Here is a 12,745-nt window from a genome sequence, read left to right as displayed (position 1 = left end):
GTGCTTCCTCCGGCGAACCGCCATCAACGCGGTTTCGGGTTCAGAATCGAACGTTCGACGTGGGGTCATGGCGTGCTTCGCCGCACCGCGAACGCCACGAGTCGTGGATCAGGTGCGGCGGCGTTGTCCTCATACTACCTACGAGCCCGTTCAACGCCCGTTCGGGCGCTTTGCGTTCCACGGTGTTCACAAACGGTGATCGCCCGGCGGGAAACCTGCGTCCCACCGGGCGATCACCATCGGGTCTTGATCAGATGCTGCCGTCGATCGGCTTGCCCTCGGTCAGGTGCGGCGCGATCTTGTTGTCGAACGTGCTCAGCGCGGCACCGATGGCCATGTGCATGTCGAGGTACTGGTAGGTGCCCAGCCGACCGCCGAACAGCACGTTGCGCTCCGCCGCCTCGACCTTCGCCAGCTCGCGGTACCGCTCCAGCATGACGCGGTCCTCGGCGGTGTTGATCGGGTAGTACGGCTCGTCGTCCTCCTTGGCGAAGCGCGAGTACTCCCGGACGATGACCGTCTTGTCCTTCGGGTAGTCCCGCTCCGGGTGGAAGTGCCGGAACTCGTGGATGCGCGTGTAGGGGACCTCTTCGTCGTTGTAGTTCATGACGGAGGTGCCCTGGAAGTCGCCCGTGGCGACGACCTCGCGCTCGAAGTCCAGGGTGCGCCAGCCCAGGCGGCCCTCGGAGTAGTCGAAGTAGTGGTCCAGCGGACCGGTGTAGACGACCGGGGTCCCGGCGGGGATCTCGTCCTTGACGTCGAAGTAGTCGGTGTTCAGCCGGACCTCGATGTTCTCGTGCTCCGCCATCTTCTCCAGCCACGCGGTGTAGCCGTCGACGGGCAGGCCCTCGAAGTCGTCGTTGAAGTAGCGGTTCTCGAAGTTGTAGCGCACCGGCAGCCGGGTGATGTTGGCCGCGGGCAGGTTCTTCGGGTCCGTCTGCCACTGCTTGGCCGTGTAGCCGCGGATGAACGCCTCGTAGAGGGGACGGCCGATCAGCGAGATCGCCTTCTCCTCCAGGTTCTGCGCGTCGGCGGTCTCGATCTCGCTCGCGAGCTTCGCGATGAGCGCGCGCGCCTCGTCCGGCGTGTGGGACTTGCCGAAGAACTGGTTGATGAGCGCCAGGTTCATCGGGAACGAGTAGACCTGGTCCTGGTACTTCGCGAACACGCGGTGCTGGTACCCGGTGAACTCGGTGAACTGGTTGACGTACTCCCACACCCGCTTGTTGGAGGTGTGGAACAGGTGCGCGCCGTAGCGGTGCACCTCGATGCCCGTCTCCGGCTCCGCCTCCGAGTAGGCGTTGCCACCAATGTGCTCGCGGCGTTCGAGCACCAGGACCCGCTTGTTCAGCTGGGTCGCGGTGCGCTCGGCAACCGTGAGGCCGAAGAATCCGGAACCGACAACGACGAGGTCATAACCAGCGAAGCTCACGGCGCCCGAGGATAGCGGTGCGCCCACCGCGGTCCCCACTCGGCCCTGCCTTCCCCTCACGACGCTTGATCAGCGGAAACGTCCGCGACCCGGCGGCGGCGGATCACCACGAGCACGCTGAACCCGACCGCTCCGAGCAGGCCGACCACCGCGGCGACCAGACCGGGGACGAGGCCGGGCGCGCTCCAGGTGAGGGTCAGCTCGCCGCCGTCGCGGACGTCGACCAGAACCAGACCGGCCGGTCCTTCGCGCACGTCGACGGGCTTGCCATCCACCTCCGCACGGTAACCGGGCCAGTTCAACCGGGCGAACGCGAGCGTGCCCGAACCGGTGAACCGGACGGTTTCGCGACGGTCCGTAGAGGTGTCCGAGGAGACCTGCACGTCGGTCCAGCCGATCCGTCCACCCGGCCACGGCAGCGGGGTGCCGCGCCGCAGGACCGTGATGCGATCGTTGCGCTCGGTGACCTCCCAACCCGGCGGGACCGGCGGGCTGCCGTTCACCGCGCGCTGCACGACGACCGTCTCCACCCTCAGCAGGTCGAGCAGGGTCTGACCGGCCAGGTCGGTCGGCTTGAGCAGCTTGTCCAGCGACTGCGGGCACGTGGTGCCCTCGTAGTTCAGGCAGGTGGCCTGGTTGAACTTCCGGTTGCCCATGCCGGTGTACGAGCTGACCATGTGCGCGTCGAGCAGCAGGCCGTTGTTGCCGATGACGACCGAGCCCACCTGGAAGGTCGTGCCCTGGTAGTCGTGCATCGCGCGCCGCTCGGAGACCGTGCTCGGCAGCCCGTAGTCGGCCACGTCGGCGTTCTTGGGGTACCACGCGGTCTGGAGCGCCAGCGCGGCGGCGACGCCCGCCACGAGCACGACGAACAGCCCCCGCCCGCGGGCCAGCCGCACCGCGAGGACCGTGCCGACGGCGAGCAGGGCGAGCGACACCGCGTGCCGCTTCCAGCCCCACGAGTCCGCCGCGAAGCTCAGGTAGCCGGTGAACAGCAGCACGCCCGCCGTGATCAGCGCCCTGGCCCGCACCCGGTCGGTGCGCAGTCCGCCGCTCAGCAGCACGGCGAACACGACCCCGACGGCGAGGAAGATCACCTCGACGTGGCGCAGCGGGAACCGGAACATCCACAGGTTCGACGGCCCGATCGCGAACAGCAGGTAGCCGCCCATCACGACGAAGACCCCGAGCAGCTCCCGCCACCGGCGGCGCAGCACGCCCCAGTCCAGCCAGGGCAGCAGGGGCACGACGAACCAGGCGAAGTACACGCCCGGCACGCTGAGCCGGAGGGGGTTGGCGAACGTCCAGATCGCAGGCAGGTGGCTCGGTGTGCTCATGCTCAGGAAGTCCGACAGCGCGGGCACCAGCAGCCCGGTGCTGGCGAAGCCCTGACCGGCCCGGTCCGTCACCGACGAGGTGCCGAGCAGGGGCAGGTAGACCAGCGGCACGACCAGCCCGACCAGCACACCGACGACGAACACCCTGACCACGGCCGCCCGGTCTCGGGCGAACCACGACTCGACCAGCAGCGCGAACAGCACCGCGCACACGCCGAGCAGGCCGTACGGGTTGCCGGTCGTCACCGCCAGCGCGCCGAAGAGGAACGGCCACAGCGGGCTGCCCGCGCCCCTGGCCACCCGGCGGGCGGACCACCAGGTGAACGGGATCCAGGCGAAGGCCATCAGACCGGCGGCCCACGACCCCGCGTCGTAGTAGAGGGTGAACCCGCCGAAGGGGAGCGCGACGGCGATGACAGCGGCGGCGCCGCGTCCCGCGCCGTACTCCCTGACCAGCAGGTACGTGCCGAGCGCGAGCAGCGTCAGGAACTCGGTCTTCACCACGAGCGCGGCGAGGGCGAGGTCGTCGAACCGCGAGACCAGCACGTAGTTGGCGACGTTGACCGGGTTCCACAGGCCGAAGAGGGCCTCACCGGCGAAGTTGCCGCCGACCCAGTTGTCCGGTGACATCAGCTTCGGCCAGTCACCGGCGACGAACTGCTGACCCAGGTAGTGCCACGAGGGGAGGAACTGCGCCGAGCTGTCGTCCCAGACGTAGAAGAACCGGTTGCGCAGGAACGGGAGCTGGGCGAGCAGGACGACCACGAGGCACACGCCGGAGGCGACCACCCCACCGTGGAGCGGCCTGCGGGCTGCCGAGATCAAGGCTTGAGCTCTCTTTCGACTTCGACGCTGCGGTCGATGAGGACGAACTGGGCCACCACGAAGGTGAGCGGGATCGCGGCCGCGGCGGCGACCAGCGGCGCGATCTGCTGGTTCATCCCGAACCAGCCGACGAGCAGGTAGAGGCCTGCCGTGCTGATGACGAAGTTGGTGGCGTTGGACAGGGGGAAGAGCAGGAACTTCTTCCACGTCGGACGGGTGCGGAAGGTGAAGTAGCAGCTCAGGAAGTAGGACCCGATCATCGCCAGGCAGAACGCGAGCACGTGGGCCGCCAGGTAGGGCAGGGCGAGCTTGAACAGCAGGTACAGCCCGTAGTAGACGGCGGTGTTGACGACGCCGACCAGGCCGAACCGGACGATCCTCCCCAGGGTGGACTTCCAGTTCACGGCGCCGACCGCTCCAGGAACTGGCCACCGGCGGTCTCCCGACCCAGCGGCACGGTCACCGGCACCGGGCGCGCACCGCTCGACTCCTTCACCAGGAAGTGCGGCCGCTGCTTGGACTCGTAGTAGATCCGGCCGAGGTACTCGCCGATCACGCCGAGGAACAGCAGCTGGAGGCCGCCGAGGCCGAGCACGCCGCACATCAGGGTCAGGTAGCCGGGCACGGCGACGCCCACGCGCAGCGCGTAGACGAGCAGCCACGCGGCGTAGCCGAATGACAACGCTGTCACCAGCCCACCGAGGTAGATGGCCAGGCGCAGCGGGCGGTTGTTGAACGACACGACGCCGTCGATGCCGTAGTTGAGCAGCTTGCGGAAGGTCCACGCGCTGTCGCCCGCCTGGCGGAGCACGTTCTCGTAGTCGACGACCGCGGTGTCGAAGCCGATCCAGGCGAACAGGCCCTTGGAGAACCGGTTGTACTCACCCAGCGACAGCAGCGCCTGCACCGCGCGCCTGGTCAGCACGCGGAAGTCGCCGACACCGTCCTCCAGCTCGACGTCCACCACCTTGTTGATCACGCGGTAGTAGAGCTTGGAGACCATCTTCCGCAGCACCGGCTCGCCGTGCCTCGTCCGCCGGGCCACGACCTGGTCGTAGCCCTTGGACAGCAGCGACGTCATCTGCCCGAGCAGCTCGGGCGGGTGCTGGAGGTCGGCGTCCATGATCGCCACGACCTCGCCGTGCGCCTGGCTCAGACCGGCCAGCATCGCGGCTTCCTTGCCGAAGTTCCGGCTCAGCGCCAGGTAGGTGAACCGGGGGTCCGACTCCGCGAGCGCACGCAGCTCCCGCAGCGTGCCGTCGGCGCTGCCGTCGTCGACGAGGATGACCTCGAAGTCCTCGGCGACCTCCGGCAGCACCCGGCTGAGCTCCTCGTGCAGCTGTGCCAGACCGCGCTCCTCGTTGAAGCACGGGATGACGACCGACAAACGCATGGGTTCCTTTCCGGTCGGTTCGTGCAACCCACCAACCTCCCAGGACGTCTGGGAAGACGTGTGCGTTGCCCAACCCACCTCGGCTCACACCTGTGTGGATCCACCGTCGTCTCAACGGATAAACTACGCGCAGTCACGCGGGCGGCCTGTTGCCCCTCGCTTCACCACGGCACCACCAGGGCGGACGTGTGTTCTCCAACGACAGTTCGCCCTCGTGAACGCCGTGCCACGACTCAGGGTGTTCGTCGCGTTGATCCTCACGGTCTTCTTGCTGGCGTGCGCGCCGAGGCCCGGTGAGCCCCCGCGCGGTTCCAGCCCGTTGTCGCTCCAGGTAGTCGCCCACCAGGACGACGACCTGCTGTTCATGAACCCGGACCTGCGCGACGACGTGCGCGCCGAACGGGCCGTGGTGACAGTGTTCCTGACCGCCGGGGAGGCCAACGCCTCGGACCCCGCCGAGTACATGGCGAGCAGGCAGGCGGGGGTTCGGGCGGCCTACGCGGCAATGGCGGACGTGGCCGACGACTGGATCGGCGAGCCGCTGCGGATCGACGCGGACCACCAGGTCGAGCAGTACTCGCTGCGCGCCCGCCCGTCCATCAAGCTGATCTTCGTGAACCTGCCGGAGGACGGCACCCGCACGCCCGGCGGTCTGCACGCGCTGCGCAGGCTGTGGTCCGACCGGAACGAGTCGGTGCGGGTCACCGCGGTGCAGCCGCGCGGCTCGCTGGTGGCGAAGCCCTCCTCGTACCGCCGGTACGACCTGCTGGACGTGCTCCAGACGCTGATGGAGCGGTTCCAGCCGACCGTCGTGCGCACGCAGGACTCCGAGCCGCGCAAGGACTACCCGCACTGGAAGCCGTTCTACGACCACCCCGACCACCTGATGACGGCCAAGTTCACCGAGGCCGCGGCGCGGAACTACCGCGACTCGGCGCGTCGGCCGGTGTTCGTCGAGATCGGCTACCGCGACTACAACATCGAGCAGTCGCCGGTGAACCTCGACCCCGCCCAGCAGCGGCAGAAGCTCGCCGACTTCAAGCGCTACACGGCCCACGACCCGCTGCTGGGCAAGCAGGTCAGCTACGACAACTGGCCGCGCCGGACGTACAAGCGGTGGCCGCGCGGGGTGTCCTGGGCAGGCCGTGACGAGCACGGCACACCGTGGGCGTTCGCCGTGCTCGCGGGCGGGCTGCGGGCCTGGAGCGGCGAGTCGTGGCAGCACGCGGACCTCGGCGACCCCGGCGGGCCGCTCGCGCCGGGTGTGGCCGTCGCCACCGGCCGCAACGGCCTGGAGGCCTGCGGTCTCCGGCGGGACGACGACACGATCGCGTGCTGGCGCGGAGGCCGGTGGACCGACCTCGGCAGCCCGGACGGCAGCGACGGGGTGTCCGCGCCGACGGTCGTCGCGCTGGCCGACGGGCGGCTGGCGGCGTTCGTGCTCAACGGCAGGGGCGGGGTCAGCAGGCTGGAGCAGGAGCGGTCCGGCTCGTGGCCGGACGGGTGGACCGACCTCGGCGGGTCCGGGTTCCGCGACGGGCTCGCCGCGGTGAGCGGACCGGACGGCGTGGAGCTGTTCGCGATGGGCACCGACGGGCTCGTGCGCTGGCAGGGCGACTGGCGGCCGTTCGGCTCGGTCGCACCCGCGGGCGCACCCGTCGCGATCGGCTCGAACGCGCTGGCCTACCGGGTGGCGAACACCGGTGAGGTCGCCATCAGCAGGCGGAGCGCGACGGGCTGGTCCACACCGACCGTCCACCCCGGACCCGGTGGGGCCGGGGACGTCGCGGGGGTGTCGCGCGACGGCAGGCTGGTCCTGGTCGGACGGGACGACAGGGGCAAGGTGGCGATCACCCGCGAGCGGGCCGACGGCGAGTTCGAACCGTGGTCCGGCATGAACGGCGACACGGTCGACCACCCGACGGTGCTGACCGACGTGAAGTCCTGCGCGATGGTGCTGGCGATCGGCCCGGACGCGCGGCTGCGGGTGAACGCGCAGGCGCGCACCGACGCCGAGTTCAGCGGGTGGCGGTCGGCGGGCTAGCCCCGGTCAGCTCGGGGAGGACGTCCGCCGCGACCTGTTCGAGCACGGACTCACGGCCCGCGAAGACGCCGTCCGCACGGGGCCAGTGCGCGACGGCGTCGGTGAAGCCCAGCCCACGGGCGCGGCCGACGGCGTCGCGGAAGCACTCGACGCTGGTCAGCGAGTACACCGGCGCCGAGTCGAGGTTGAGGTAGCGGTCCGCCGTCGCGCGTTCCCGGCCGATCGAGGCCAGGGTGTCGTCGAACCTGTCCGCGGCGTCGGCGACCCCGCGCCACCACGCTTCGACGTCCTCGGTCGACGGCCCGGTGGTGACCCACCCGGTGCCGTAGCGGGCGGCGATCCCCATGGCCCTGGGGCCGTTGGCCGCGATCAGGAACGGCAGCCTCGGGCGCTGCACGCAGCCCGGCGCGCCGCGGGCCTCCTCCGCGGCGAAGTGCTCCCCGCGGAAGGTGGTGCGCTCCCTGGTCAGGAGCTGGTCGAGCAGCTCGACGAACTCGCCGAACCTGGCCGTGCGCTCCCCCGGCGTGACCGGCTCGGCACCCAGCACGGTGGTGTCGTAGCCCGCGCCGCCCGCGCCGACGCCGAGGGTCAGGCGGCCGTCGGAGATGTCGTCGACGGTCAGCAGCTCCCGCGCGAAGGGCACGGGGTGCCGGAAGTTCGGGCTGGCCACGAAGGTGCCGAGGCGGATGCGCGAGGTGACCGTCGCGGCGGCGGTGAGGGTCGGGACCGCCGAGAACCACGGGCCGTCGACCAGGCTGCGCCACCCGAGGTGGTCGTAGGTCCACGCGTGGTGGAACCCCAGTTCCTCGGCTCCCCGCCACTTCGGTTCAGCCACCCACCAGCGGTGTTCGGGCAAGATCACGATGCCAATGCGCACCCGGAGACAGTAACGAGACCGTCGGCGGGAGGCGAAGCGGCGTTCACCGACCACTCCCGCGCACAAGGCACTATGGGCAGGTGGAGAGACCTCGGTTGGTTGCCTCGGACGTTGACGGAACGCTGCTCGGGCTCGACGAGCGGGTGAGTGGGCGAACCGCGTCCGCGATCGGCAGGGTGCACGCGTCGGGCACCCCGTTCGTGCTGGTCACGGGCCGCCCACCCCGCTGGGTGCCCGTGGTCGCGCAGGGGGCGGGGACGACCGGCTACGCGGTGTGCGCCAACGGCGCGGTGCTCTACGACATCGGGGCGGACCGCGTCGTGTGGCAGGTCGGGCTCGACCCGGTGCGGCTCGCGGACCTCGCGAACGTGCTGGACGCCGCGCTGCCCGGCTGCGCGGTGGCGACCGAGCGCGTCGGCGCCAGGGCGCTCGACGACGACGTCCAGCCGTTCGTCGCCGAGACCGCCTACCGGCACCCGTGGGGCGACAGCGACCACCGCGAGGTGACCAGGGCCGAGGTGCTGGGGCACCCGGCGATCAAACTGCTGGTAGGCCACGAGAAGATGACGAGCGCGGAGATGGCGCTGGCGGCGACCTCGCTGCTCGGCGACGAGGTCGAGGTCACGTACTCGAGCAACGCGGGGCTGATCGAGATCTCCGCGCCGAACGTGACGAAGGCCTCGGGCCTGGCCGACGTGGCCGAGCGGTTCGGGGTGGGTGCGGCGGACGTGATCGCGTTCGGGGACATGCCGAACGACGTGCCGATGCTGTCCTGGGCGGGCCACGGGGTGGCGATGGCGAACGCGCACCAGGAGGCGCTGGACGTGGCGGACGAGGTGACGGCCTCGCACGTGGAGGACGGCGTGGCGCTGGTGCTCGAACGCTGGTTCTGACCGCGGCGACGGCGGTCCCGGTTCGTGCCGCGAACCGGGACCGCCGTCGGTGCGCGGTTACAGCGGCAGAGCAGCCTCGCTCGACGCCAGCGGCTTCGCGGGCTTCACCTCGAACCACCAGGCGAACGCCTCCCGCAGCTCCTCCGGCAGGTCGGCGGGCACCAGCAGTTCGGCGTAGGCCGCGGCGAGCAGGCGCACCACGTCCTCACCCATGCCGGAGCGCGTCATGCCGACCGCGTTCACCCCGTTCAGCCTGGCCGGGTTCCCGTAGGCCATGGCGAACGGCGGCACGTCCTTGGTCACCGCGCCGCCCATGCCGACCATCGCGCCCGGTCCGATCACGCGGCGCTGGTGCACCACGGCGTTCATCCCGACGTTGACCCGGTCGCCGATCTGGACGTGGCCGCCGAGGCTGGTCCCCGCGGACAGCGTCACGCCGTCGCCGACCTGGCCGTCGTGCGCGACGTACACGCGGTTGAGCAGCCAGCAGTCGGCGCCGACCCTGGTCGGGCGGTAGCTGCCCTGGTGGATGGTGCTCAGCTCGCGCACCACCGTGCGCGGGCCGATCTCGACACCGCTGTGCGCGAGTTCGCCGTCCCACGCGCGGTTGTGCGGCTCGCTGCTGAGCTCCGGCGGGGTGCCGATCACGCAGCCGGGACCGATCCAGCAGTCGTCACCGATCTTCGCGGGACCGAGCACGACCGCGTTCGGCCCGATGGTGACCCGCTCACCGAGCTCTACTCCGTCACCGATGACGGCACTGGGATGAACGTGACTCACGCTGCTCCTTGGGATCCGACGACGCCGGTCGGCCAGTTTACGGGGCGGTCGGCGGCCCCGGCCCGCGCGCCGGGAAAGCACGGGGGCCGGTGCGCTGGAGTGCGCACCGGCCCCTGTGGTCACGAGGTGTCAGCCGCGCGGGCCGCCACCGTTGATCGAGATCTTGTCGGCCTCGCGGCGGACCTGCTCGACGTCGGGCTTCGCGGTGCCCGACGCGGACCTCGCCGAAGCACCGCTGTAGTCGTAGTAGCAGATGTTCTCGTTGTAGTCGCACAGCACGTAGCCGTAGTCGAACTGCTGGTAGAACTGGTTGTTGCCCCAGCTCTCGTAGTCGTACTGGGCGTAGCCGAGCGGGCTGCTGGTGCCGCCGAGGTACCACCACACCTCACGGAAGTCCCACCCGAGGGTGACCGTGGAGCGGCCGTTGCCGTCGAAGATCGTCGCGGCCTGGAACTGCTGGAACTGGTACGGGCCGACAGGACCGACCTCGGTCATCGGCAGGCCGTAGTAGTAGACGTCGCCGTCGGCGCGCAGCTTGGCCAGGTACTGGTCCCGGACCAGGAAGGCGCCGGTGCTCGCACCCCAGAGGATCACCTTGTTCGGACCGAACAGCACGTACAGGCCGTTCGGGCCGTTGGTCGCGTACTGGTCCGACGTCGGGAAGCCGAGCGGACCCGTCACGCCGCCGAGGGCGTCGAGCTTCGCGCGCAGCGCACCGCTGATCCAGTGCGTGCCCTTCGTGTCCGAGTGGAAGATGGTGACCTGGTTGGTGAAGCTCGCGAACTGGCCGTCGCCGATCTTGTCGACGTCGGCGAACGGGTAGCCGAAGCGGCCGTTGGGGCCGCCCTCGGACCAGTACTTGGCGTTGATCGGGCCTTCGAGCCTGACCGCGGACGTGCTGGGCGACCAGTAGATGGTGCCCGTCTCGGTGCCGACGAACCAGCCGGAGCCCGCGCTGGCCGTCTGGTCACCGGTGAGCGAACCGTTGAAGCCCACCGGACCGTCGGCGGAGAGGTACTTCTCGCGCAGCGCGCCGCTGATCCAGTAGGCCTGGCCGCTCGGGCCCTTGAAGAGGGTGACCGCCTCGCTGAAGTTCTGCGACGTGATCTGGGTCGCGCCCCCGTTGGGGTCGGCCCAGGCGCCCTCGATGGTGGTCGGCCAGCCGAACGTGCCGTTGACGCTGCCGTACGCCCAGTACTTCTGCCGCATCGCCCCGCTGATGGGAAATGCGCCGTAGGCGTCGGAGTAGTACACGGACACCCCGTTGCTGAACGCGGAGGCCGCACCCGCCTGGAAACCGCGCGAAACGGGGACCTGGTCCATGGTCGCCACGCTGACTGCGCCGTCCGGACCACTGGTGGTGCCATTCCACACGCCGGCGATGGCACCCGAGAACCAGTGCGCGCCATTCGCTGCGTCGTGGGTGATCGTGACGTTCTTGGAGAACTTGGCATAACGGATGCCGTTGGCCTGGACGACCTCGGCGCCGACCAGGTCACCCGCGAACGCCGCGCCGCCGAGCTGCTGCCACTTGCTGTACACCGGGGACTGCTCCCACGGGTCGGCCGCGGTGGCCGCGGCCTTCGGAGCCGCCTCGGGGGCGGCCGTCTCGGCCTTGGTGGGCGCGGGCGCCTCCGAGCTGGAGGTCGGCGTCGAAGCCGAGGTCTCCGCAGGTGGCGTGGTGCTGGACTCGGTCGGCGTGGCGACCGCGGACGACGACGGAGCCGTCGAGGCCGGATCGGCGCCTGCCACTCCGGCCAAGGCCGGAAGAAGACTCGCGGTGGTCGCCAAAACGGCAGCGACCAGCGAGAGAGAACGACGAGAAGACATGCGTGTTCTAACCCCCCGTAACGATGAATGGTGACGCGAGGCAATCCCCACCGGCACTCGCGTCAGCAGAACCGCGTCCCAGAGTGCCCGAAAAATGGCGGGTTGAAAAGCAGAATCTTCAGATCAGTCGTGAACATCCGTAGTTCATTCACAACTTCCCAACAACACATCAATCGGTGTAACGAACCGAATCGCCAAACCGATGGTGTTGCTCGGCGCGCACCGGCAGGCCATTCTTGCCCACCGCAGAACAACGCCCCCCGAGCGCGTGGGCTCGGGGGGCGCGGAAAAGGTGGAACGTCACGCCCCGTGCGCCGCCAGCGCAGCCCGACGGCGGAGGGTCGCGATGGTGGCGGCCGTGCCCGCGGTGACCACGTCGGCCACGATGAACATCAACCGCGACGCCACGGCGAAGGCGAGGCCCTGCACCGGGTCGATGCCGCTGGCGGCCAGCACCGCGACGATGACGGCCTCGCGGACGCCCGCGCCCGACGGCAGGAAGAACGCGAACAGACCGGCCGTCATGCTGATGGCCATCGCGCCGATGCACAGCAGCAGGCCGCTCACGCCGGGAGCGCCGACCGAGTTCGCCAGCAGCCACATGTGCGAGCCGAACGCCGCGTACGCGAGCAGGGAGAAGCCGAGCACCTTGCCGATGGTCGACCACTTCAACCGGTGGTCGAGCGGCGGGCGGCGCAGCGTCTTGAGCACCAGCGAGGTGCCCCAGGTGAGGATCTTCGGGTGCAGCGCGGCGAGACCGATCGGCAGCAGGGCGAACAGCCACAGCGCCTGCGGGGTCTCCGCGAAGATCACCGGCAGCGCGATGATGCCGAGCAGCAGCGAGGCCACGGTCGCGATGCCGAGTTGCACGAGCGAGCCGGTGAAGATCCGGGCGCGCGGCAGCCCGGCCTTGCGGCCGAGTTCCATCTGGAGCAGGTACGCCCACACCGAGCCCGGCACGTACTTGCCGAGGCCGCCGACGAGGCAGATCTGCGCACCGCGGAAGATGCCGATCGGCTTGCCGAGGTCGTCCACGATGGTCTGCCAGGCGATCGTGTTGAACAGGATCGCCGCCATGACGGCGAGCTGGCTGAGCAGGCTCGACTGCCAGGCGACGGCGGCCAGCGTGTGCCAGACCTCGTTCCACTTCGTGACCAGCGCGTAGGTCGCGAACCCGATGACGATGACCACCATCAGCCTGCGGGCCCATGTGATGATCAAGGCCTTGGTCGACCTCGGTGCTGCGGCGGCTTCGGTTGCTGGGACCTCGGCTTCGGCGGTCGTCATCTGCTCTCCGGGAGAGTCGCTGGTGTTGCCATGCGCGGCAGGGCTTT

10 protein-coding genes are annotated in these 12,745 nt (G+C 69.9%); 2 read left to right on the top strand and 8 right to left on the bottom strand.

Annotation, left to right across the window (positions count from 1 at the left end):
• Window positions 1–250: 250 nt before the first annotated feature.
• The 4 genes from glf to AC156L_RS29305 are packed head-to-tail and all read right to left on the bottom strand — an operon-like array spanning window position 251 to window position 4,987.
• Entirely contained in the window at window positions 251–1,432 is a 1,182-nt protein-coding gene (gene glf / locus AC156L_RS29320; protein ID WP_330877491.1) for a UDP-galactopyranose mutase, read from the bottom strand.
• 56 nt (window positions 1,433–1,488) lie between these two features.
• Window positions 1,489–3,594, bottom strand: a complete 2,106-nt coding sequence (locus AC156L_RS29315; RefSeq protein WP_330877490.1) for a hypothetical protein — start codon at window positions 3,592–3,594, stop codon at window positions 1,489–1,491.
• On the bottom strand, window positions 3,591–3,998 hold the full coding sequence (locus AC156L_RS29310; RefSeq protein WP_330877489.1) for a GtrA family protein: 408 nt from the start codon (window positions 3,996–3,998) through the stop codon (window positions 3,591–3,593). Before AC156L_RS29310 ends, AC156L_RS29315 begins: the two co-directional genes overlap by 4 nt.
• Complete coding sequence (locus AC156L_RS29305; protein ID WP_330877488.1) at window positions 3,995–4,987, bottom strand: glycosyltransferase family 2 protein; 993 nt, start codon at window positions 4,985–4,987, stop codon at window positions 3,995–3,997. The genes AC156L_RS29310 and AC156L_RS29305 overlap by 4 nt, the downstream gene beginning before the upstream one ends.
• 223 nt (window positions 4,988–5,210) lie before the next feature.
• On the opposite strand from AC156L_RS29305, the gene AC156L_RS29300 reads away from it, so the two are divergent.
• Window positions 5,211–7,031: a PIG-L family deacetylase gene (locus tag AC156L_RS29300; protein ID WP_330877487.1), complete on the top strand. Its 1,821-nt coding sequence runs from the start codon at window positions 5,211–5,213 to the stop codon at window positions 7,029–7,031.
• Here the strand turns inward: AC156L_RS29300 and AC156L_RS29295 are convergent.
• Window positions 7,006–7,908, bottom strand: a complete 903-nt coding sequence (locus AC156L_RS29295) for an LLM class flavin-dependent oxidoreductase (protein WP_330877486.1) — start codon at window positions 7,906–7,908, stop codon at window positions 7,006–7,008. The genes AC156L_RS29300 and AC156L_RS29295 overlap by 26 nt on opposite strands.
• 80 nt (window positions 7,909–7,988) lie before the next feature.
• Between AC156L_RS29295 and AC156L_RS29290 the strand changes: the two genes are divergently transcribed.
• Entirely contained in the window at window positions 7,989–8,801 is an 813-nt protein-coding gene (locus AC156L_RS29290; RefSeq protein WP_330877485.1) for an HAD family hydrolase, read from the top strand.
• Between the two features lie 57 nt (window positions 8,802–8,858).
• Here AC156L_RS29290 and AC156L_RS29285 read toward each other — a convergent pair whose 3' ends face one another.
• From AC156L_RS29285 to AC156L_RS29275, 3 genes are all read right to left on the bottom strand, one after another.
• Window positions 8,859–9,581, bottom strand: coding sequence for a DapH/DapD/GlmU-related protein (locus AC156L_RS29285; protein WP_330877484.1), 723 nt, complete (start codon window positions 9,579–9,581; stop codon window positions 8,859–8,861).
• A 129-nt stretch (window positions 9,582–9,710) separates the two neighbouring features.
• Window positions 9,711–11,333: an LGFP repeat-containing protein gene (locus AC156L_RS29280; RefSeq protein ID WP_330877574.1), complete on the bottom strand. Its 1,623-nt coding sequence runs from the start codon at window positions 11,331–11,333 to the stop codon at window positions 9,711–9,713.
• A 378-nt stretch (window positions 11,334–11,711) separates the two neighbouring features.
• Window positions 11,712–12,698 (bottom strand): lysylphosphatidylglycerol synthase transmembrane domain-containing protein, encoded by a 987-nt coding sequence (locus tag AC156L_RS29275; protein WP_330877483.1) that lies wholly within the window; start codon window positions 12,696–12,698, stop codon window positions 11,712–11,714.
• Window positions 12,699–12,745 lie beyond the last annotated feature (47 nt).

Source organism: Umezawaea sp. (assembly GCF_057122925.1).
This window is presented reverse-complemented; position numbering and strand designations above follow the sequence as displayed.